Source organism: Dyella jejuensis (assembly GCF_044904675.1).
In the GTDB taxonomy this organism is placed as follows: Bacteria; Pseudomonadota; Gammaproteobacteria; order Xanthomonadales; family Rhodanobacteraceae; genus Dyella_B; species Dyella_B jejuensis.
Window position 1 is genome coordinate 154,368 of record NZ_JADIKJ010000012.1, and the last position, 20,519, is coordinate 174,886.

Annotated in this window: 19 protein-coding genes; 13 read left to right on the top strand and 6 right to left on the bottom strand. The window is 62.2% G+C overall.

Annotation, left to right across the window (positions count from 1 at the left end; genetic code table 11):
* Window positions 1-47 precede the first annotated feature (47 nt).
* From ISP15_RS11705 to ISP15_RS11725, 5 genes are all read left to right on the top strand, one after another.
* A complete protein-coding gene (locus ISP15_RS11705; protein ID WP_404547523.1) occupies window positions 48-779 on the top strand; it encodes a TSCPD domain-containing protein in 732 nt (243 codons plus the stop codon).
* Window positions 780-1,452: 673 nt separating this feature from the next.
* Window positions 1,453-2,775: an ABC transporter permease gene (locus ISP15_RS11710; RefSeq protein ID WP_404547524.1), complete on the top strand. Its 1,323-nt coding sequence runs from the start codon at window positions 1,453-1,455 to the stop codon at window positions 2,773-2,775.
* A 10-nt stretch (window positions 2,776-2,785) separates the two neighbouring features.
* Window positions 2,786-4,045, top strand: coding sequence for an ABC transporter permease (locus tag ISP15_RS11715; RefSeq protein ID WP_404547525.1), 1,260 nt, complete (start codon window positions 2,786-2,788; stop codon window positions 4,043-4,045).
* A gap of 483 nt (window positions 4,046-4,528) precedes the next feature.
* Complete coding sequence (locus ISP15_RS11720; protein ID WP_404547526.1) at window positions 4,529-5,932, top strand: RAD55 family ATPase; 1,404 nt, start codon at window positions 4,529-4,531, stop codon at window positions 5,930-5,932.
* Window positions 5,877-6,302 (top strand): response regulator, encoded by a 426-nt coding sequence (locus ISP15_RS11725; protein ID WP_404547527.1) that lies wholly within the window; start codon window positions 5,877-5,879, stop codon window positions 6,300-6,302. Before ISP15_RS11720 ends, ISP15_RS11725 begins: the two co-directional genes overlap by 56 nt.
* 73 nt (window positions 6,303-6,375) lie before the next feature.
* Here the strand turns inward: ISP15_RS11725 and ISP15_RS11730 are convergent, their stop codons facing one another.
* Both ISP15_RS11730 and ISP15_RS11735 read right to left on the bottom strand, forming a co-directional pair.
* On the bottom strand, window positions 6,376-6,705 hold the full coding sequence (locus ISP15_RS11730) for an EF-hand domain-containing protein (protein ID WP_404547528.1): 330 nt from the start codon (window positions 6,703-6,705) through the stop codon (window positions 6,376-6,378).
* 211 nt (window positions 6,706-6,916) lie between these two features.
* The gene (locus ISP15_RS11735) at window positions 6,917-7,528 is read right to left on the bottom strand and encodes a hypothetical protein (protein ID WP_404547529.1); all 612 of its coding nucleotides are present in this window, start codon (window positions 7,526-7,528) and stop codon (window positions 6,917-6,919) included.
* Window positions 7,529-7,771: 243 nt separating this feature from the next.
* Here ISP15_RS11735 and kaiC point away from each other — a divergent pair, with 243 nt between their 5' ends.
* From kaiC to ISP15_RS11760, 5 genes are all read left to right on the top strand, one after another.
* Window positions 7,772-9,472 (top strand): circadian clock protein KaiC, encoded by a 1,701-nt coding sequence (gene kaiC, locus ISP15_RS11740; protein ID WP_404547530.1) that lies wholly within the window; start codon window positions 7,772-7,774, stop codon window positions 9,470-9,472.
* Window positions 9,469-9,822: a circadian clock KaiB family protein gene (locus ISP15_RS11745; RefSeq protein ID WP_404547531.1), complete on the top strand. Its 354-nt coding sequence runs from the start codon at window positions 9,469-9,471 to the stop codon at window positions 9,820-9,822. The genes kaiC and ISP15_RS11745 overlap by 4 nt, the downstream gene beginning before the upstream one ends.
* A complete protein-coding gene (locus ISP15_RS11750) occupies window positions 9,819-10,154 on the top strand; it encodes a circadian clock KaiB family protein (protein ID WP_404547532.1) in 336 nt (111 codons plus the stop codon). The genes ISP15_RS11745 and ISP15_RS11750 overlap by 4 nt, the downstream gene beginning before the upstream one ends.
* Window positions 10,151-12,247, top strand: coding sequence for an ATP-binding protein (locus tag ISP15_RS11755; RefSeq protein WP_404547533.1), 2,097 nt, complete (start codon window positions 10,151-10,153; stop codon window positions 12,245-12,247). Before ISP15_RS11750 ends, ISP15_RS11755 begins: the two co-directional genes overlap by 4 nt.
* 306 nt (window positions 12,248-12,553) lie before the next feature.
* Window positions 12,554-13,222, top strand: a complete 669-nt coding sequence (locus ISP15_RS11760; protein ID WP_404547534.1) for a TylF/MycF/NovP-related O-methyltransferase — start codon at window positions 12,554-12,556, stop codon at window positions 13,220-13,222.
* A 47-nt stretch (window positions 13,223-13,269) separates the two neighbouring features.
* Here ISP15_RS11760 and ISP15_RS11765 read toward each other — a convergent pair whose 3' ends face one another.
* On the bottom strand, window positions 13,270-15,465 hold the full coding sequence (locus tag ISP15_RS11765) for an alpha-N-acetylglucosaminidase (RefSeq protein ID WP_404547535.1): 2,196 nt from the start codon (window positions 15,463-15,465) through the stop codon (window positions 13,270-13,272).
* A gap of 214 nt (window positions 15,466-15,679) precedes the next feature.
* Window positions 15,680-16,591 (bottom strand): ion channel, encoded by a 912-nt coding sequence (locus ISP15_RS11770; protein ID WP_404547536.1) that lies wholly within the window; start codon window positions 16,589-16,591, stop codon window positions 15,680-15,682.
* A gap of 122 nt (window positions 16,592-16,713) precedes the next feature.
* Between ISP15_RS11770 and ISP15_RS11775 the strand changes: the two genes are divergently transcribed.
* Both ISP15_RS11775 and ISP15_RS11780 read left to right on the top strand, forming a co-directional pair.
* Entirely contained in the window at window positions 16,714-17,433 is a 720-nt protein-coding gene (locus ISP15_RS11775; RefSeq protein WP_404547537.1) for an HAD family hydrolase, read from the top strand.
* 5 nt (window positions 17,434-17,438) lie between these two features.
* Window positions 17,439-17,627, top strand: coding sequence for a CPXCG motif-containing cysteine-rich protein (locus tag ISP15_RS11780; protein ID WP_404547538.1), 189 nt, complete (start codon window positions 17,439-17,441; stop codon window positions 17,625-17,627).
* 133 nt (window positions 17,628-17,760) lie between these two features.
* Here the strand turns inward: ISP15_RS11780 and pncA are convergent, their stop codons facing one another.
* On the bottom strand, window positions 17,761-18,396 hold the full coding sequence (gene pncA / locus ISP15_RS11785) for a bifunctional nicotinamidase/pyrazinamidase (protein WP_404547539.1): 636 nt from the start codon (window positions 18,394-18,396) through the stop codon (window positions 17,761-17,763).
* 93 nt (window positions 18,397-18,489) lie between these two features.
* Between pncA and ISP15_RS11790 the strand changes: the two genes are divergently transcribed.
* A complete protein-coding gene (locus tag ISP15_RS11790) occupies window positions 18,490-18,873 on the top strand; it encodes a hypothetical protein (RefSeq protein WP_404547541.1) in 384 nt (127 codons plus the stop codon).
* Window positions 18,874-18,891: 18 nt separating this feature from the next.
* On the opposite strand, the gene cls is transcribed toward ISP15_RS11790, so the two are convergent.
* Complete coding sequence (cls, locus tag ISP15_RS11795) at window positions 18,892-20,292, bottom strand: cardiolipin synthase (protein ID WP_404547542.1); 1,401 nt, start codon at window positions 20,290-20,292, stop codon at window positions 18,892-18,894.
* Window positions 20,293-20,519 lie beyond the last annotated feature (227 nt).

The window sequence follows — 20,519 nt, forward strand, 5'->3', positions numbered from 1 at the left end:
CACCAGGCAGCGACACCATCGCGCACCGCCACATCAGGATCACGCATATGACGATCAGGATCGAAAAAAAGATCAAGGGCTACGAGGTCGTCAAACCCGAAGACAAGGCCACGCCCGCTTCCCAGCCAGCCGCCGAACCCAAGGACGTGCAGGTTGCCGAAGTCATCCAGATGCACGAAAGCCTGGAGCGCCCCGAGGCGCTGATCGGTTCCACCTTCAAGATCAAGTCGCCGCTGTTCGAGCACGCGCTGTACGTCACCATCAACGACATCGTGCTCAACGCCGGCACCAAGTACGAGCAGCGTCGTCCTTTCGAGATCTTCATCAACTCGAAGAACATGGATCACTTCCAGTGGATCGTGGCGCTCACCCGCATCCTCTCCGCCGTGTTCCGCAAGGGCGGCGACGTCACCTTCATCGCGGAAGAACTCAAGGCCGTGTTCGATCCCCGCGGCGGCTATTTCAAGGCCGGCGGCGTCTACATGCCGAGCATCGTGGCCGAGATCGGTGCGGTGATCGAGCAGCACATGAAGAACATCGGGCTTATCCACGATCCGGAAATGAGCGATAGCCAGCGTGCGCTCATCGCCGAAAAGCGCGCCGCCTATGAGCACGCCGCGCAAAAAAAAACTGAGTCAGGTCCCGCCGACGCCGACACCAACGACTCCGCCGGGTTTCCACCGGGAGCAACGCTGTGCGCCAAGTGCAACACCAAGGCGCTGGTACTGATGGATGGCTGCCAGACGTGCCTCAATTGCGGATACAGCAAATGCGGTTGAGGGTAAGAACTGCACTGCCAGCACCGGCGCAGGATTGATCCGCGCCGGGCGAGCCGCCGTTTACGCCGGCGTGCGACGACCGGGTCCGGTTGACGCAAGATTTCAGGGCTGAGGCGAGAACAGTCGCCGATATGGCCCTTCCGTCGTGTTGAGAGCTTCGTCTGTACGGAGCATTCGCTTGTCGCTGTTGACCGATCCGCAATAAGCCCTTTTGCGAAGAGATGGCCTTTGATGTTCCAGTCCAGATGAACTATCGAAGAAGGTCGCCATACGTTCTGCGAGATCAAATCCGGGAAATGCTTCGGCGACGCCAAATCTTGTCGTCTCGCACCAGTTGCCAGGTGGCTGGAAAATCACCTGGATCTTTACCTGCGGATATCACCCTGATCGATTGAAAGCGCCGCCACGTGATGGGGAATCATCAAGCGCTCCCCAGCGACTGCGGGAACTCGGTTTGTGATACGCATGTCACAACCAGCGCTCCATCCGAACACTCTTGAAGTTCCGCCTTGGCATCCACCGCAGGTAGTTGCGGCGGCCGGGTGCAGGCGAGGGTTGCAATGACTGCGACGGCTCTTTTATTGAATGGTTTTGAGGGTAGTCGCTCGCGTCAGCCTTTACTCGCAGCAATACGTTCGCCCGGTAGTTCCAGCAAACCAAGGAGCAGTTTGTCGTGATTGCCTACTATCTGTCGCTCGGCCTACGTAGTCTACGCAAGGCACCTATATTAACGGCCTTGATGGTGATGTCGGTGGCCTTTGGCGTCGCGGCCTCCATGACGACGTATGCCGTATTCCGGGCCATGTCTGGTGATCCCATTCCATGGAAATCGTCCAAGCTGTTCTTCCCCCAACTGGATGCCTGGGGACCCAGTTCGCGCCCATCCGGTCAAGCTGACGGGGAACTTCCGGATATCCTGACGTATACCGATGCGGTCGCCTTGATGCGCCGCCACGGGGATATCCCGCAGTCCGCGCTGTATCCCATTGCGCCAACGGTTTATCCCGACGATCCGACGAAGAAGTCCCGTTCGGTGTCAGGACACGCGGTATATGCCGACTTCTTCAAGATGGTGGATGCCCCGTTTCTTTACGGGCATGCCTGGTCGGTCGAGGACGACCAGGGCCACGCCCTGCTTGCGGTCATCAGCAGCGACCTGAATCAGCGGGTATTCGGGGGTGCCAACAGTATTGGCAAGGATCTTCGCTTGAACGGCCGCACCTATCGGGTCGTCGGCGTGCTCGATGACTGGCGCCCGCAACCCAAGTTCTACGACCTCGCCAACAGCAATGCCTTCGGTGCGCCAGACGACATATTCGTACCGTTCACCGCGGCCATCGATCAGCAGATGGATACCAATGGCAATTTCGGCTGCGGCGTCTCGCTGCCCGCACCTGGATTCGCCGGCACGCTCAGCTCCAGCTGCACCTGGATCGCCTACATGGTAGAGCTCGATGGGGCTTCCCAAGTCCTGGCGTATCGTCAATTTCTGGAGGGCTACCTGCGTGACCAGCAACTCGCCGGCCGCTTTGGATGGGCCCCGAACTATCGCCTGCGCAACTTGCCCGCATGGATGGATCTGGAGCAGGTCGTGCCGCCTGAGACAAAGATGTCGGTGGTGGTGGCTTCGTGTTTCCTGATCGTTTGCATGGTCAATGCGATTGGCCTGTTGCTGGCGAAGTTCTTGCGTCGCTCCAACGAAATAGGCGTGCGACGCGCGCTGGGAGCGACGCGCGGGGCCATCGCCTTGCAGTTCGGCGTCGAGGCGGCAGCCGTGGGCGTGGCGGGCGGCGTGCTCGGCTTGTTGTTCACGTGGGCAGGCGTCGCGTGGATGCATCGCGTGCTGCCGAGCGAAGTGGCCGTGCTGACCCGGATCGATGCCTCATTGCTGGCCGAAACGCTTTTGCTTGCCATCGTGTCGGCCATTCTCGCCGGTATGTATCCCATTTCGCGCGCAAGCCGGGTTCGGCCTGCCATGCAGCTGAAGATCGATTGAGGAGAGCGCCATGAACGTCCATCCCGTCATCGCAGCCTTGCGCAAGCACAAGACCGGAACGGTGCTGATCGCGCTGCAAATCGCGCTCACGCTCGCCATCGTCTGCAACGCATTTTTCGTGGTCGGCGAGCGGCTTGAAAAGGTTCATCGTGTCACTGGGATAGACGAACGGGACATCCTGTTCGTATCCACATCCCATGCCGGCCTCAGCACCAGCACGGACAGCGACAAGGCGCGGATCGACGCCGACGTGCAAAGCGATCTGCAGGCGCTGCGCAAGCTCCCTGACGTGGCAGATGCGTATGAAACGGAAACGCTTTCCCTTTCCAACAACAATTGGGGACTCGGGCTGAAGAAAACAGCGGATGCTCGCGGCGGCGTACCTGGCAACATTGTCTTCTCGGACGAGCACGCGATCCCGACGCTGGGCGTAAAACTGATTGCAGGGCGCAATTTCAATTCCGACGAAGTCACGCCGCACACGCTGCTGGGCGTGGTCGAGCCGCCCGCCGTCATCCTCACCAAGCACATGGCTGACGAACTGTTCCGGGCCGGCGACGCTCTTGGCAAGCAGGTTTATATGGTGGGCGGCGCCACCAAGCCGAGCACCATCATCGGCATTGTCGACAAAATGGAAAGTGCGTCCAGCCAAACCAATTCCGATTCCATCGCCTGGAACTGCATTTTGCTACCGTTCCACATGACCGAGTCGCAACGCTTCTACGTGGTCCGCGCCAAACCGGGTCGCCTGGAAGCCGCCGCCAAGAGCGTTCCTGCTGCACTCTATGCGCAGGATCCGCTGCGCGTGATTCCGGATGGACCGGGCGAGAACGCAGGCGTGCGAACCTTCGCGCAGATCCGCGAGCAGGCCTACAAGGGCGATGTCGCCCTGGCACAACTGATGATCGCCATAAGTATGATTCTGCTCGCCGTGACGGCGGCCGGCATCGTAGGACTGACCAGCTTCTGGGTCGGCCAGCGCCACAGGCAGATCGGCGTGCGGCGTGCGCTGGGGGCCACCAGGCACGACATTCTCCAATACTTCCTGGTTGAGAACGCGCTGATCAGCATAGGCGGCGTCGTCCTGGGCGCCGCTCTCGCGATCGGCTTCAATCTGTGGATGGTCACGGAGTTCGAGATGCATCGCCTCCCCGTGACTTATGTGCTGTGCGGCGTTGTACTGCTTCTCCTTCTGGGTCAGACGGCCGTCCTCGGACCTGCGATCAGGGCGTCGAGCGTCGCTCCCATCGAGGCCACGCGATCCGCGTAGCCGACAGCGAATGCCATGTAATCGTTCGCTTATAGATTCCGGATGTGTGACCAGCTTGGGTTATGGAGTACGAGGCCGCTTTCGACCGAGGCAGTGTAAAAACGCAAAACTTCGAGCCATACGCAATCCTGTTTCGTTGTCCTCTGTGTCAGAAGCAGTTCACGGGACGCCAATGACTCAGGCCATGATGGCGACGCAATGCGCAGGTAACGCCGGCTCGCTGATCGAACAGCGCATTGAACAATCCGCGACCGACCCGACAGCCATCACGGTCTTCGGCGCATACACTGGCGTTGGCGCGCGCCGCTGTTGCCTGACAAGCGCATGGCGTGCGCGGGAGGCGTTTTGGCCGCGTTGAAATGCTGGATGGTGCGATGCGCGCCTCCATGCACGCGCGCTTGCCATCCTGGCTGCCACTGTTGGCCTTGCCGGATACCCCGGTATCATCGCGATACGATAAGGGGTTCATCAGGAGAACGATCTGTGGTCGCAAAGATCTCGACAGGCGTGGAAGGGCTGGATCGTCTTACCGGCGGCGGCTTCCTGCGAGGTTCGGCATACATCGTCCAGGGTCCGCCGGGCGCCGGCAAGACCATCCTGGCCAACCAGTTCTGCTTTGCGCACGTGCGCGCTGGCGGCCGGGCGCTGTACATGTCGCTGCTGGCCGAATCCAGTGCGCGCATGCTCAATTACGTAGGCCAGATGGCTTTCTTCGATTCGTCTGCCTTGCCTGGGCGCATGGAATACATCAGTGCTTATGGCGTGCTGGAACGCGAAGGACTGCCTGGCCTGTACAAGCTGATCCAGCATGAGCTCAAGCGTCACGAAGCCACGGCGATGGTGCTCGACGGCACCTTCGTAGCGCAGTCGACAGCGTCGGAGCAGGAGTTCCGTGCATTCATCCATACGTTGCAGGGCGTTGCCAGCATGGCGAACGCGGTACTGATGATGCTGACCCACCAGGCGCGCGAGGCCAGCAGTCCGGAATACACGATGGTGGATGGATGGATCCAGATCAGCAACGAAACACTCGACTACCGTGCGGTGCAGAACATCCAGGTGCGTAAGCATCGCGGTGCGCAGATCCTGGGCGGCAAGCATCAGTTGCGGATCAGCGAGCGCGGCATCGAGGTGTTCCCGCGTATCGAAAGCTGCATCAGCAACGTGCCACCGCCACTGCATGAGCTTTCCAGTATCAGTACCGGGCTGGGCGATCTGGACCGATTGCTCGGCGATGGGCTGCCCGGCGAGTCGGCGACACTGGTGCTGGGATCGACCGGCACCGGCAAGACCACGCTGGGTTTGCACTTCGTGGCCCAGGCCACGCACGAATCGCCGGCCTTGTTGCTGAGTTTCTACGAAAGCCCGGCGCGCCTGCTGGCTCGTGCGGGCCAGCTTGGCTTCGATCTGAAGCATTTGGTGGAGCAGGATGTGCTGCGCCTGTTGTGGCTGGCGCCGGCGGAGCTTATCGTGGATGAGATCGCGCACGATATCGTGCGCCAGGTCAAGGAAATCGGCGCCAAGCGCGTCTTCATCGACGGCATTATTGCGTTACGTGACAGCCTGCCGCACCGCAGTCGCCTTCCTTACCTGATCAATGCGTTGAGTCTGCAATTGCGTGCCTGCGGCGCCACCGTCCTCTATACCCAGGAGAGTACCGAATTGGAAGTCGACACTGCCATGCCTTCTGACGAGTTGTCCGCGATGGTGGACAACGTATTGGTGCTCAACGTTTCGCGCCGTCATCACGCTACGCAACGCTACATATCGGTGGTGAAAATGCGCGATCGCAATTTCGATCCGCACATTCACCCGTTTTATATCGGCAAGCATGGCCTGGCGCTCGGTTCGGATATCCGGATTCCCGGCGCCGAGCCGGCGAATTGAACTGATGTTGCGCATTCTGCTGGTCGAGGATGATCCTGATGTCGCCGCGGTAACGAGCGCCATGCTCGAGTATTACGGCTACCATGTAACGATCGCCATCGACGGTCGCCAAGGTCTGGAGATCCTCTCGCAGGAGCAGCCGGAGCTGATTGTCACCGATTTCATGATGCCGCTGATGTCCGGTCTTGAAATGATCGAGAAGATCCAGGATGCCGGCCGTCTCGTCCCTATCATCTTATGCAGCGCGATCTCGGAAACGCACTTTCCGCCGCATCGCGCGCGCTACGATGTGTTCCTGCAAAAGCCGTATGACGCAAAGGCCCTGATCCAGGCCGTGGAAACCTTGCGCAAGCGAAACCAGACGCCATGACCGACGGCAGCGGCGCCGGCCTGGGTGACCGGGGACACGGTTTCCTCGGATCAACCCGGCGCATGCAGCCCCATCATGGCTGGGATGGTGCCGACGAAGCTCCCGGCGGCCGCGCGGTGCGCTTCAGCGTTCTGGCGATGTAGTCGTGCACTTCCTGTTTCGACACGGCGCCGCGGTGCGTGGTGTCGATGGCATCGAAATGGTTGGCGATGAACGGCACTTGCCCGGCCTGCGCTTCCTGCCGGCTCAACAGGCCGTCGTGATTCTTGTCTGCCGCGTCGAAGTTCTTGTCTAGCGCCTTGACGTTGCGCGCCAGGTCGTTGAGTCCGGTCTGCGCCAGCGCCATGCTGGGTGAACCCGCCATGGCCAGCAGAACCAGCGTCGCACAGGTGAATCGGATCATGGCGGGGCCTCCTCGTAAGTCGTTGCGGCATGCTTGCGAAAACAGACGATCGCGAGGCTAGCACGATGCGCGCACAGGCGCGTGTGACTCGGGCAGGCAGGGAACACCAGCGTCATTTCATCGCCTACGCTGCGATCTGCATGTACCAAAAAAACCTGCATGCCGTTACAAGCGTGCGCCCTGGCGACATGGCGCAAAACTGTAAAGCCGCTCAGTGCCAACCTGGATTCCGATGCAGCGCATGGTTAAGCGTCGCTGCGATGCACTGCGCAAGCTCGACATAAGTCGGTGCCCGCGGATGACGCTCGCGCTTGGCCGCGTGCGCGAGCAGGTCGGCGCCGGCATAACCGTCCGGCTGGATGCGGTGGGCGAAAAGGCAGGCCCGTGGTGCATCCAGGAAAGCCTGTATTTCGGCACAAAAGCGTTCGCCCGCCTCGGATGCGTCAGTAGGCGCGATCAAGACCGTCAATGCGCGGCTGCCTTTGTGGCGCAGATGGCGCATGGAAGCTTCCAGTTCCACGATCACGGTATGTCCTTCGGGTAGATCCAGGTCGCGCAGCAGTACTCCCTCGACCTCAGCCGCTGCCTTGCGCGCTTCCAGCTCGATCCTGCCCAGGAAACCCATGCGCAGTTCCTGGCGCGTGTAACGCAGCGGCATGGTGGAAACTTGCGTATCGTTCTTGCGCACGATCCACGAATGATTGACACGCTCGAACGAAATGCCTGCCTGTTCATAGCTCAATCGACAATTTTCGGCGCTGATGCTGGCATGCGCCGCCCAGGCGGCTTTCAGGTAGGCGAGATTGGGCTGAGTGCTGATCATTCAGGTTTCCAATTAATCACGTGGCAGCCATGCCCGGGCCTTATATTCGTCGAGCCGGGATGATGAACGTATCGGCCGAACGCCGCCGAACTTCAGTGTGGCCCGCGGTCCGTTTTCACGCCTCCGCAACATCCGTGTTTCAAAGATGTATATGGAGCGCAGCCCTGGCTGACCCCGCAGCGCGGCCTTGAACCGGCCGGGCTTGCCTCCTTCCCTACTATCCATTCATACGTGGAATGACTCATGACGACACTGGCTGGAAGCCATCCTTCGAGCCCGCAGGTGTACAAGACACCCACCGGTATCGCCGGATTGGACGAGTTGACGCTCGGCGGCCTGCCCGGTGGCAGGCCCACGCTGGTCTGTGGTGCCGCCGGCTGCGGCAAGACCCTGTTCGCCGTGACCTTCCTGGTCAATGGCGCGGTCACTTACGGCGAGCCGGGCGTGTTCATGAGCTTCGAGGAGCGCGAGCAAGACCTGGAAGCCAACGTCGCCTCGCTCAACTATCGCCTGGAAGAACTCGTCGCGCAGAAAAAGCTGTGCATCGATCACGTGTACATCGAACGGGCGGAGATCGAGGAGAGCGGCGATTACGATCTGGAAGGATTGTTTGTACGACTCGGGCATGCGATCGACTCGATCGGCGCCAAGCGCGTGGTGCTCGATACCCTGGAAGCCCTGTTTGCCGGTCTTAGCGATAGCCGCATCCTGCGTTCGGAGCTGCGCCGGCTATTCGCGTGGCTGAAGAGCAAAGGCGTCACGGCCATCATCACCGGCGAGCGGGGCGAAGGCCAGCTGACACGCTACGGCATCGAGGAGTACGTCTCCGATTGCGTGATCCTGCTCGACAACCGGGTCCAGGACCAGATCAGTACACGGCGGCTGCGGGTGGTGAAGTATCGCGGCTCGGCGCACGGTACCAATGAATATCCATTCCTGATCGATGAGCACGGCATCAGCGTGCTGCCCATCACCTCGGCAGGCCTGGCGCACAATGTCTCGCGGAAAGTGGTCTCGACCGGTGTGCCCGGCATTGACGACATGCTGAGCGCGGGTGGCTATTTCCAGGGTTCGAGCGTGCTGATTTCCGGCCTGGCCGGCACCGGCAAGTCGACCATGGCCGCGGCCTTCGTCGACGCGGCCTGTACGCGCGGGGAACGCTGCCTGTTCTTCGCCTTCGAGGAATCTCCCGAACAGATCATCCGCAACATGAGTTCGGTAGGCATCCAGCTGCAGCAGCACGTCCAGAGCGGTCTGCTGCATTTCGAGGCGGCTCGCCCGAGCCTCTACGGTTTCGAAATGCATCTGGCGCGCATGCATCGCGATATCGAGCGGTTCAAGCCGAGTGCCGTGATCGTCGATCCCATTTCCGCATTCAGCGGCCCTTCCTACGAAATTCACGCCACTCTGCTGCGACTGGCGGATGTCTGCAAAAGCCGCGGTCTCACTGCTATCTTCACCAGCCTTTCGGCGGCGGCCGACGCCTCGAGCGAGCGCGAGCGCAGCGTATCTTCCTTGATGGACACCTGGATTTCCCTTGCCGATGTGGAAGCCAACGGTGAGCGCAATCGCGTGTTGTACGTGATCAAGGCGCGTGGCATGGGCCATTCCAAGCAGTTGCGCGAATATCAGCTTACCTCGCATGGCTTCAAGATCATCGATGCCTATATCGGTCCCGACGGCGTACTCACCGGCACGGCGCGGCTGGCGCAGGAGGCGCGCGAGCGGGAAGACACTGCACGCCGGCAGCAGGCAGTCGAACTGCGCCGGCGCGAGTTGCAACGCCGACATGCGGCAACCGAACGCCAGATCGAAGAGCTGCGCGCCCAACTTGCACTGGATGAGGTCGAAACGAATATGTTCATCGAACAGGAAGAGAATCGCGAGGCCATGCTCGGCGCCACGCGAGCTGAGATGGCGGCCATACGAGGCAAACGCAAATGATGCACGACTATCCGGGTGAAGCACCGTCGAGTGCCGATGAGGTTATCGAAACCGACGAAGACGGCAACTTCAACTTGCGGCTGTATGTCGCCGGGCAGAATCCCAAGTCCCTTGCCGCCATCGCCAACTTGAAGCGCATCTGCGAGGAACACCTCGCGGGACGCTACAGCATCGAAGTAATCGACCTGCTGATCACGCCGCAACTGGCCGCCGGTGACCAGATCGTGGCATTGCCCACGCTGGTACGGCGGCTGCCGCCGCCGTTGAAACGGATCATCGGCGACCTTTCCAACACCGAGCGCGTGCTGGTCGGGCTGGATATCCGCCTCAGGGCCGGGGGAGGCGCATGAACGCCGGCAGCGGCGACCATGCCGAAACGGACCGGCCACAGTACAAGCTGCGGTTGTTCATCACCGGTTCCACGCCGCGCTCCACACGCGCCATCCACAACATGCGCCGCATCTGCGAGGAAAACCTGCATGGCCTGTACGATCTCGAAGTCATCGATGTCTACGAAAGTCCCGAAGCGACGCGGGAACTGCAAATCGTCGCCACGCCGACCCTGGTCAAGATACTGCCCGAGCCTTTGCGCAAGATCATCGGCGACCTGTCCGACCGCGAGCGCGTGCTGGCCGGCCTGAATCTCGCGCCCTTGCCTCCGGAGTCCCCGCAAAATCCATGAACGACTCGTTTTTCCCCAACGTCTTGCAGAGCGTGGACGACGCGGAGACCGCCGAGCTGCGGCAGCGGTTGCTCGAAGCCGAGGAGACCCTCGATGCGATCCGCAACGGCGAGGTCGACGCGGTGGTCATCGGCGGTCCGCGCGGAAGCGTGGTCTACACGCTCGAAGGCGCGGACAAACCTTACCGGATCTTGGTCGAGCAGATGCAGGAAGGCGCGGTGTCGCTCAGCGACGATGGCATGACCTTGTACTGCAACCAGCGTTTCGCCACGCTGCTGGGCGTCAAGCGCGAATCGCTGATCGGCGGCAGCATCATCGATTTTCTTTCACCCGATGAACGCATCGCCTTCGAGCAATTGCTGAAGGGCGGCACGGATTTCGGCCGCTCAGCCGAGTTCACCTTGGTGGCCGCGTCGGGGGCCGCGGTGCCCGTGAATGTTTCGGTAGCAAACCTGGAAACGGAAACGACGGCGACGCCGGTGCTGTGCGCGGTCATTACCGACCTGACCCATAGCCGGCGCCGCAGCCATGAATTGGCCGCCGCCAACCAGCAGTTGGCCAACGAGGTCAAGGAACGTCGTCGGATCGAAGACAGCCTGCAGTTGGCGCTGGAAGCCGCGGGCATGGGCTATTGGAGCCTGGACCTGCACAACGGCGCCATCAACTATTCGCCGCGTTACGCGGAAATCTTCGGGTTGGCCGGCGGATCGCAGGGCGAACCGCTGGAAACGATCCTGTCGCAATTCATCGAAGAGGACCGCGCCGAAGTCTCCCGCGGATTCGCCGCGGCGACAGGTACCGGCGCCGTGCAACTGGAAAAGCGCATCACGCGCGGCAACGACCATGCCCTGCGCTGGGTGCAGCTGAAAGCCCGCACGCATTATCAGGATGGGCGCGCGGTGAGTATCGCCGGCGTGGTTTCGGACGTGACGCACCGGCGCTTGATCGAGGAACAATTGCGGCAATCGCAGAAGATGGAAGCGATCGGCCAGTTGACCGGAGGCATCGCGCATGACTTCAACAATCTGCTGATGGTGATCGGCGGCAGCCTGGACATGCTCGATGTGCGGGCGGAAAGGGACGCCCGCACCAGCCGCCTGCTTGCCGCGGCCCGCCATGGCGTCGAGCGCGGCGCCAAGCTCACCCAGCAGTTGCTGGCGTTCTCGCGCCGCCAGGACCTGCGCGCCGAGGCGATCTGCATCGATGATCTCATTGGCACGTTCCGCAGCCTGCTCGATCGCGCCATCGGCGAAACGGTCGAATTGACTATCGAGCCGGCGGCGCAGCGCTGGTTTTGCCGCACCGATCCGCATCAGTTGGAAACGGCGATTCTCAACCTCGCGATCAATGCCTGCGATGCCATGCCGCGCGGAGGCCACCTGCGCATCATCACGGTATTGGAGGCGCTCGACGAACAGACCGCGTCGGCCTATGACGCGAAGGCCGGCGAGTACGTCACGGTCGCGGTCGCCGATACCGGCGTCGGCATGACGCCTGAATTGATCGCGCGCGTGTTCGAGCCGTTCTTCACCACCAAGGAAGTCGGCAAAGGCACCGGGCTGGGGCTCAGCCAGGTCTATGGGTTCGCCCGTCAATCCGGCGGCTTCGTGAGCATCCAGAGCGAGCCGGGCCGTGGCACCACCGTGTCGATCCACCTGCCCAGAACCCATGAAGCCCCCGCGGTCGCCACGGATACGCGCCCGCACATGGATACTCGCGGTAAAGGCGTGGTGCTGGTGGTCGAAGACGACGACGACGTGCGCACCGTCACCTGCGGCCTGCTGCAAGACTTGGGCTACTCCGTACTCGAAGCCGACAGCGGACGCCGTGCGCTGGATATCGTGGAGAGCGGGAAACACATCGACCTGGTGTTCTCCGACGTGGTGATGTCGGGCGACATGAACGGTATCGACCTGGCGCGTGCGCTCACCTCCCGGCACGTGGGCACGCCGATCCTGCTGACCTCCGGCTATACCGCGTTGCGCCTGGTTTCCGATGCCACGCTCGAAGGCCTGCAATTCCTGCGCAAGCCGTTCAACCAGAACGAGCTATCGATCGCCGTTGGGGCGATGCTGAAAGCCGCGCGCGCTTGATGCCGCCGGAAGAAGCGGGCTCAAGCTCAAGCCTGCGTCGCCTCTTGGAATATCTTCACGCGCTTTCGACAAAATTCGGGTCTTATCCCAAGCTCAAAGTGAGGGTATCCAGGACAGCGGGATGAAAACCACCCTGCCTCCGGCCAAAAAACTTTGGAGTACAATCCCGCGCAATGGGGAGGAGCAAGACATTTTTGTGAAGGGACAGGTGGCTTCGCATTGAAAGCCAGGCAGCTGTCAGCGTTCGACCATACCGCCCGATCTCGCGCAGACATCTTGAGTCAACTCGACATCAGGAGTCCGTTGATGAATCCGCAGGTCGCGAAATTTGTCAAAGAGGCACAATTCAGCTCTCCGCTGCGCCGATACTTCTTTCCGCGCTATGCCTATAACTTTACGCCCCCGCAGCTGAGCTACCTATGCCAGTGCATCGAAGCCACCCGGTATGTGGAAGGCAGCATTGCCGAAGTGGGTTGCTTCGACGGTTCCGCCACGGTGTTTCTCAATAAATACATGGACGCCCAGGGCATCACGAAGGACTATTTCGCCGTGGACACTTTTTGCGGCTTTGTTGCGGAAGATATTCGCGTCGAAGTCGATGAAAGAGGTAAGAGCCGCGATATGTTCAAAGGCTTCCAGTCCAACAAGAAGCGATGGTTCGACGGAACCATGAAGCAGAACGGCATCACGCGCGTGCGCTCCATCCAGGCCGACGTCAACCAATTCGACCTCACCACGCTAGGGCCGCTTTCGTTCTGCCTGCTCGATGTCGACCTTTATCGGCCCATCAAGAAGAGCCTTCACGAGCTTTATGATGTTTTGCTTCCTGGCGGCATCATCGTCGTGGATGACTGCGATGCTTCCGTCGCGCGCTGGGATGGTGCCGACCAGGCCTATAAGGAATTCATGCAGGATAGAGGCGAACCCATTTGCATCGTCCACAGTAAGTTGGGGAAGATCGTCAAGCCATCGTAAAGAGGCGATCCGCGTGCGCTGAGATGGCCGGTCGGCGTGGCGAACCCCTAGCGTCGCGTGAGCCGCAGCGCCGCGGCAACCCGGCTGGCGATGGTGTAGGCGTCGCCCACGGGCTTATCGGCATACAACTGCGTGCCGCGGTTCCATGCATCGCCCAGCGCGAACCAGTCGATCGGCTTGGCGGGTGCGCCGGTGCGCAGCGCGTCGTCCAGCGAGCGGAAGTAGGCTTGCCAGCGCAGGCGATAGTAATCATGAGTGAGGCCGGCCCAATCCTTGTTGCCGTAATCGTGCAGGTTGGCGCTTTCGCTCGCTTTTCGATCGCCCCAGGTGGTGAGAATGGAACGGGCATCGTAGTCCAATCGCGTGCGCTCTCCTGGCGTGGACGCCCATGGCGGTACTTGCGCGAGCCAGCCGCCGAGCAGGAAAAAACGGTCGCTGGCGAGCAATTCATCCTGTAAATCCATAAGCTGCAACCAGCGCTGGGTGAGCGCTTCGAAGCGCTTGCGATCCTTGCTCTCGTAGGCGCTCTTGATCCGGGGTAGCAGCACGCGGCTTTCGTTGGCCAGCGTCTGGCGAGCGATATCCACCAGATCGTAGCGATAGGTTTCGCTGCCGCGCAGCGCCGGCGCGACCTGCAGCAGATCGGGCAGCGCCTGTCCGAATGCTTTTGCGCTGTAGCGCATCGCCTCGGGCGACCAGTGCGAGGCACGGTTCACCGACAGGCCCGGCTGTGCATTGAACAGCGATTCCTGCGCCGCATCGCGCTCGCTGTTGAACACCACCTGGTCGATGCGGATGCCATAGGCCGTATGCAGCAACACGTTCCATGCGGCCAATGCATGCGGATCGCTCGCGCCGTAACGGCGTTGCACATAATCGGCCGTCCATTGCGCGAGGTCGACGGGTTCGCTGCGCCAGGCCATCTCGGTGAACAGATCGAAGGCAAACGGATTGGTGTCCATGCCCTCGGTAAAGACGGCGGTGCCGGCCATGTTGCCGTTGCTGCGGCCCAGCCGCTGCAGCCGTTCGGTGAGGTTGCGGGTGTTCGCGCCGAGCGTGGTGCGGCCGCCGAATGCCCAGATACCGCCGAACAGGAACGGCGCATCCTGGAAATCCCGCTGGCGGTGATCGCGCGGAACCCGGTCGTGATCGATGTCGATGATCAGCAGGTGCCGGCGATCGACCCCGGCCAACAGGTCCTGGCGTGGATTGCCTTGCCAGGCGAGCATCATCCAGCGCGCATCCGGATGCGCGGCCAGCATCGCACCCTGCACTTTGCGCGCCGCGTCGGCGACCGGCACATCGCCGGCATCGCCACCTTCCTGAAACACCTCCATATCGTAGATATCGCTGTCGCCGAACAGCTCGCGTTGATGGCGATAGAACGCGGCGGCGAGCCTGGCGAACATCGGATCGCGCGGATCGAGCCAACCCGGCCGGGTGAAGCCGGCCCATTCGCCTTGCGGCACGACGTGCGCTGCCGGAAACCGGTTCTGGAAATCGCTGGGCACGATACCGTAGAAGCCCGGCAGCACGGGCGTGATGCCCAGCTCGCGCAGGCGCGCAACGATCTGTTGCGCCGAGGCCGCGCGCTTTTGCAACAGGGCCGCGCTGATCGGTCCGTCGAAGCAGCACAGATTGCCCATCCATTGCCAGTTCTGGTGCGCGGGCTGGGTGAGCCAGTCGCGGATATCGCGATCCGTATAACCCACGTCGTGGAAAGTTCGGTAAAGCACGCTATCCATGCCGCGCTCGACCAGCACCGCGTTGATGCCGGACAACGCCAGCACGTCAATCTCCCGCTGCCAGCGCGGCCAATCCCAATACGGCGCGGTGTAGCCGTCGACATTCTGGTTCAATGCATAGCGGTAGGCATAAGGCGTCTGCTGTTCGATCACTGTCGTGGGCAATGGGAACGGAGCGGTACCAACGCGATCGCCATTGGGCGATAGCTGCACGTGCGCGACATATTTCAAATACCAGTTGACGCCGAACAGCAGCGCGCTTGGGGTGCTGCCTTCCACCTTGATGTGGCCGTCCGCGGCCGAGATGCGAAAGTGCTCGTGGCGCGGCGCGGCGGGCAGGGGGCGTAGTTCGAACTGGTTCGCCTGGTGTGGCAGCAGGCGCATCAGTAGCGCCTGCTCCGGACGGGTATCGAAGCCTGGCGCGCTCGCGGCGTGCGCCGTCGGTAGCAACGCTGGTACGCAAGCCAGGATAAGCAGGAAACGCAGGGTGGCACGCATGGTCAACGTTCCCGTTCGCGCAGTTGAAAGGTTGTCGCCGGAACAGGCCGGGGCGTTGGCGCACTGTAGGACAAGAACTGGGCTGTCGCGCGGGGGCATCGCGTAACCGTTCCCTGGGCGACCACCGGTTGCATCGAAGTACGGCTGGTGCCGGATACCGATGCGGACCGCCAGCGCGCTGGGGCCTGGTGTGTTACTCGCCGCCTGGCACGGCTCAGCTGAGCGGGTTGGCTTCGTCGTCCAGCGGCAGCACTTCATCGAAAATGGTGTAGTCGATCACGTTGATGCCGTTCGGATCGCGGCGCACCAGATCGATGTAGCGGTGATTCCAGCGCACTTCCTTGATATCCCATTGCTGGCGCGCCAGCATCGATTGCGAGGTGGTTTCGTCGACGCCTTCGATGGTCAGCAGCACGGCCGCCTCGCTGGCGGCGAGGCTTTCCGGCGAGACGCCGTAGAGCGGACTGCTCTCGTCGATGACATGCATCAGGTTCCAGCTCAGCACGAACACCGGATGGCGATCGCGCACCAGTTTCATATCCTCGATGCGGCGCAGCTGGAAACCTTCCGGCGTGGCATGCATGCGCAGCAGGTGCAATTGGGCGGAGGCTTGGGCAATGAGGTTCAGGCGCATGTTCGCGGCACGCATCATCAATGTCGGCTTGCCGTCGATCGTGCGCACGATGGGATGCTTGCCGAAGACGATCTTGGCGCGCGGGCGCGAGAAGCGCGCGAAGATCAGGCCGGTGGTGACCGCGATATTGCCCATGCCGACGATGATCTCCACGGTCGCCACCAGGTGGGTGTAGATCGATTGCGGATGCATGTCGCCATAACCCACCGTGGCCAGCGTTTCCACGCTGAAGAAAAAAGCCCCGGCCAGCCCTTTCGGGTACTGGTTGGCGATGCCGCCGGGATCGACCTGGTAGATCATCGCGAACACTGCGTTGAGTATCAGGAATACGCTGGTGGCCAGGCCGAAGAACGCCGGCCAGGTCATGGTGAGGGCGCGATGGTAGAAATCGTCCCAGAAGTGTTCTTTCAAACCTTCGGAGACGAACGGCCGGCCGCCGAAGCGCACCACGCGCGGCCTTCGCCGGAATGACAGAACCAGCTTGTCCAGCATGTGATGACTCCTGCGCCGACGCCAGGTCGATTGTAGCGCTCGCCTCGCGCATCACGACATGCGCGATGCGCCGGTGCGGCGAGGGCGCTAAGCTGGCCTGCCAGGCAAAGGTGTTGGTATTCATGCTCAAGCTCATCGGCTTCGACGGCGACGATACGCTCTGGCACAGCGAAGGCTATTACCGCGAGGCCAGCGCGCGCTTCCTCGCCATCCTCGGGCGCTACGTGGACGTAGGCGCCGCCGGCGTACAGGCCGGCATGCTCGCTACCGAGCGGCGCAACCTGAAGCTGTTCGGCTACGGCGCCAAGGGCATGACCCTGTCGATGGTGGAAACGGCGATTGCGATGACCGATGGACGCATTTCAGCCAACGACATCCATCAGCTGGTGGAAGCAGGCAAGACCATACTGCAGCATCCGGTGGAATTGCTGCCCGGCGTGCGCGAGGCGATTGCCGCGGTGGCCGAGCGGCATGCGGTGGTGCTGATTACCAAGGGCGACCTGTTCCATCAGGAGAAGAAAGTGGTGCAGTCGGGCCTGGCCGGCCTGTTCCGCCGGATCGAAATCGTCTCGGAGAAGGATACGGCCAGCTATCGCCGCGTACTCGCGGAATTCGCGCTGGAACCGGCACACTTCGCGATGGTGGGCAATTCGCTGCGCTCGGATATCGAGCCGGTGATTCGCCTGGGCGGCTGGGGGGTGCACATGCCTTATCACGTCACCTGGGAGCATGAGATGGAACACAACCTCGGCGAGGCGGACGCGCCGCGCATGCTGACCGTCGACACGCCGGCGGCCATTCCCGCCGCGATCGCGCAACTCGCCGCGCGGGCAGGACGCTGACTGCCATGCTCGCTTCGCGCCATATCCAGTGTCCCTATTGCGGCGAGCGCATCGAGATCCTGCTGGATGCTTCGGCCGGCGACCAGCGTTACATCGAAGATTGCCAGGTGTGCTGCCGGCCGATCAGCGTGGAAGTGTGGGTGGGTGCCGATGACGAGCCGCACGTGAGCGTGGCCGGAGAGGATGAGGCTTGATGGCCGTCCACGTTTGCTGGTCCGCAGCTATCCCCGCTACCGGAAACTAGCGACAGACATGTTCCAGGTTCCGGACGCAAATGCAGGCATCGCGCTGTGCGCTGGCTTGTCCAGATTCTTCGGACGGAAGACGCTAACGCAACTCGGAAGCCTCGACGATGCCGATCCCCGCCGCCGCCAGCATCGCGTGCGTGTTTTCATCGCTTTGCGGCGTCACCGGTCGTGTGAGGTCCCGGATCATGTGCGCGCGAAAGCCCAGCGCCAGCGCATCCTGCGCGGTCCATAGCACGCATACGTCCCGTGCCAGGCCGGCTACGTAGACCTCGCTGACGCCGCGTTCGCGCAGCCAGCCGGCCAGCCCGGTGCTGGGGCGTTGGCCGTCTGCGCCGTGGTTTTCGCGAAAGCCGCTATAGGAATCCACCTCTTGCGTGCTGCCTTTGCGCAGGATCAGGTCGAGTGGCGACCAGTCGATGCCCGGATGCAGCGCTGCACCGGGCGTGCCTTGCACGCAGTGATCGGGCCATAGCGTTTGTGGGCAACCGTACAACTGGATCGACTCGAATGGTTTTCTGCCCGCATGCATGCTGGCAAAGGAAACGTGGCCGCGCGGATGCCAGTCCTGCGTTGCCACGGTGTGCCGGAACAGCCGCCGTTGCAACAGGTGTTCGATGCCGGGAACGATGGCATCGCCTTCATGGCAGGCCAACGCGCCGCCCGGCATGAAATCCGGTTGCACATCGATAAGGAGCAAGGCGGCATGGCTGTGCATGAGAGTGGCGATCTGGTGCGAATCGCAAGATTCCACTGCCAATCGCCGGCATAATGCAAGCGATCAATCCGGATAGCCGCAGGAAAAGCATCGATGCATTACGACCAATCGTGGATGGGCTATGGCCTGACCGGTGGCCTGGAAGCCGGTGCCATCAGCGCCGTCGCCGCGCTGCTGCTGTATCTGGTCGTGCACGCCATCGGCCGCCGGGCCGGCTGGAGCCCGCTGCGGCAGCTCGCGGTGGCCTTCCTGCTGTCGCTGGCGCTGACCGCCAGCGGCGACATGTGGGACCTGGTCTATTTCAATTACGGCCAGACCGAATCGATCCAGTTCCTCAAGGCCAAGCTGGCGCAGGTACACGACCCGGACAGTATCGGGCTGCGCGTGTTCTGGGAGATGGTGGGTGCGCTGGTGGGCGCGGGCGTGGGCTGGCTGGTGCTTGGCGGCGACTGGCGCGGAGCGCTGCGCGGGGATTGATCGGCTGCCGCAGCGGATTTACAGGATCGGATCGAACAACCGCGCCACGTTCATGGCCAGCCGCCGTGGATAGCGTGCGCGGCGGTATTCGTCGCCGGTGATTTCCACCGCCTTGCCGAAATCGTCCAGCAGCATGCGTTCCACGTCTGCGGCGAAGGCGCGATCCACGTTCAATGCGCCGATCTCGAAATTGAGCCGGAACGAACGGTTGTCCAGGTTCATGCTGCCGACGCTGGCGGTGTCGTCGTCGACCAGGATGACCTTCTGGTGCACGAAACCCGGCTGGTAGCGATAGATGCGGATACCGGCTTCGATAGCGTCGTGGGCGTGCAGGGTGGAAGCGAGGAATACCGCGTGATGGTCCGCGCGCGAGGGAATCAGCACGCGCACGTCGACGCCGCGCATCACCGCCAGCCGCAGCGCGGACATGACCGCCTGGTCGGGCACGAAATAGGGCGTGGTCAGCCATAGGCGTTTGCACGCGGCGTTGATCGCGACGGTGAAGTACAGCGAGCAGCTTTCCTGTGGATCGGCCGGCCCGGTGGCGGCGATCAGCGTATAGGCGTCGCCCTGCGCGGGGCGTGGCGGCAGCATCGGCGGCAACTCGCCGGTTACCCAGTGCCAGTCCACGGCGAAGCTGCGTTGCAGGTCCATCACCGCCGGACCGCTCATTTGCAGGTGCGTGTCGCGCCATGGCGCAAGCGGCGGTTTCAGGCCGAGGTATTCGTCGCCGACGTTCAGTCCGCCGAGGAATCCCAGCCAGCCGTCGACCACCACGATTTTGCGGTGATTGCGGAAATTGAGCTGGAAGCGGTTGTGGTGGCGTTGCGTGGCGAAGGGATGGATCGCCACGCCGCCCTGCCGCAGGCGCTCGACATAATGGCGGGGCAGGGCATGGCTGCCGATGCCGTCGAACAGCACGAGCACCTGCACGCCGGCTGCGGCGCGTTCCAGCAGCGCTTTTTGCATGCGCCGGCCGAGCTCGTCGTCGTGGAAGATGAAGAACTGCATCAGCACGCAGCGCTCGGCCTGCGCGATGGCGTCGAAAATGGCCTCGAAGGTGGCCTCGCCATCGATCAGCAGCCGCAGTTGCTGCCCGGGATGAAAGGTGCCCTGCAGCATCCGCGCCAGCGCGCCGTACCGCGTGCACGAGGGCGGCAAGCCGGCCAGTTCGCTGCCTTCGGAAGCCTGCGACAGGCGCTGGCGATGGCTGCGGTGCAGCGTGATATATCCGGAAAAATGGCTGCGCCCGAGATACAGGTACGGCAGCAAGGTGACATAGGGCAGCAATGCAAGGCCGAGTGCCCAGGCGAACGCGCCCTGCGGGGTGCGGGTGTGCATGACCGCGTGCGTTGCCACGACGATGCCCGTGATGTGCAGCGCAATGACAAGCAGGGTAAGAAGCTGCGGAAAGCTCATGGCGAAAGGATCGATGGGGTTTTGGGTCGCCGCCTCCCCGCGTTCGAAGGCGGGGGCGCGATGCGGGAAGCGCTTGCGTGAGTTTTATCGAAGCGGCGGCCGATCGCCACTGCGCCGGATTATCCCCTCTCTCGGCCTGTTCCCCTGCGGGCCTGGTCAGTGCTGCATGTCAGCGATGTGCGCTTGTCGTCTTCGCTGTCGCCATCGCGTTGGCGTGACGTTGTACC

Bases quoted from the DNA above. Each gene is read 5' to 3' on its own strand.
- ISP15_RS11750 (WP_404547532.1), top strand. From the start codon at position 9,819: ATGAACGCCGGCAGCGGCGACCATGCCGAAACGGACCGGCCACAGTAC.
- ISP15_RS11780 (WP_404547538.1), top strand. From the start codon at position 17,439: ATGCTCGCTTCGCGCCATATCCAGTGTCCCTATTGCGGCGAGCGCATC.
- ISP15_RS11705 (WP_404547523.1), top strand. From the start codon at position 48: ATGACGATCAGGATCGAAAAAAAGATCAAGGGCTACGAGGTCGTCAAA.
- ISP15_RS11765 (WP_404547535.1), bottom strand. From the start codon at position 15,465: ATGCGTGCCACCCTGCGTTTCCTGCTTATCCTGGCTTGCGTACCAGCG.
- ISP15_RS11735 (WP_404547529.1), bottom strand. From the start codon at position 7,528: ATGATCAGCACTCAGCCCAATCTCGCCTACCTGAAAGCCGCCTGGGCG.
- ISP15_RS11760 (WP_404547534.1), top strand. From the start codon at position 12,554: ATGAATCCGCAGGTCGCGAAATTTGTCAAAGAGGCACAATTCAGCTCT.
- pncA (WP_404547539.1), bottom strand. From the start codon at position 18,396: ATGCACAGCCATGCCGCCTTGCTCCTTATCGATGTGCAACCGGATTTC.
- cls (WP_404547542.1), bottom strand. From the start codon at position 20,292: ATGAGCTTTCCGCAGCTTCTTACCCTGCTTGTCATTGCGCTGCACATC.
- ISP15_RS11770 (WP_404547536.1), bottom strand. From the start codon at position 16,591: ATGCTGGACAAGCTGGTTCTGTCATTCCGGCGAAGGCCGCGCGTGGTG.
- ISP15_RS11755 (WP_404547533.1), top strand. From the start codon at position 10,151: ATGAACGACTCGTTTTTCCCCAACGTCTTGCAGAGCGTGGACGACGCG.
- ISP15_RS11790 (WP_404547541.1), top strand. From the start codon at position 18,490: ATGCATTACGACCAATCGTGGATGGGCTATGGCCTGACCGGTGGCCTG.
- ISP15_RS11745 (WP_404547531.1), top strand. From the start codon at position 9,469: ATGATGCACGACTATCCGGGTGAAGCACCGTCGAGTGCCGATGAGGTT.
- kaiC (WP_404547530.1), top strand. From the start codon at position 7,772: ATGACGACACTGGCTGGAAGCCATCCTTCGAGCCCGCAGGTGTACAAG.
- ISP15_RS11725 (WP_404547527.1), top strand. From the start codon at position 5,877: ATGGCCTGGCGCTCGGTTCGGATATCCGGATTCCCGGCGCCGAGCCGG.
- ISP15_RS11715 (WP_404547525.1), top strand. From the start codon at position 2,786: ATGAACGTCCATCCCGTCATCGCAGCCTTGCGCAAGCACAAGACCGGA.
- ISP15_RS11730 (WP_404547528.1), bottom strand. From the start codon at position 6,705: ATGATCCGATTCACCTGTGCGACGCTGGTTCTGCTGGCCATGGCGGGT.
- ISP15_RS11775 (WP_404547537.1), top strand. From the start codon at position 16,714: ATGCTCAAGCTCATCGGCTTCGACGGCGACGATACGCTCTGGCACAGC.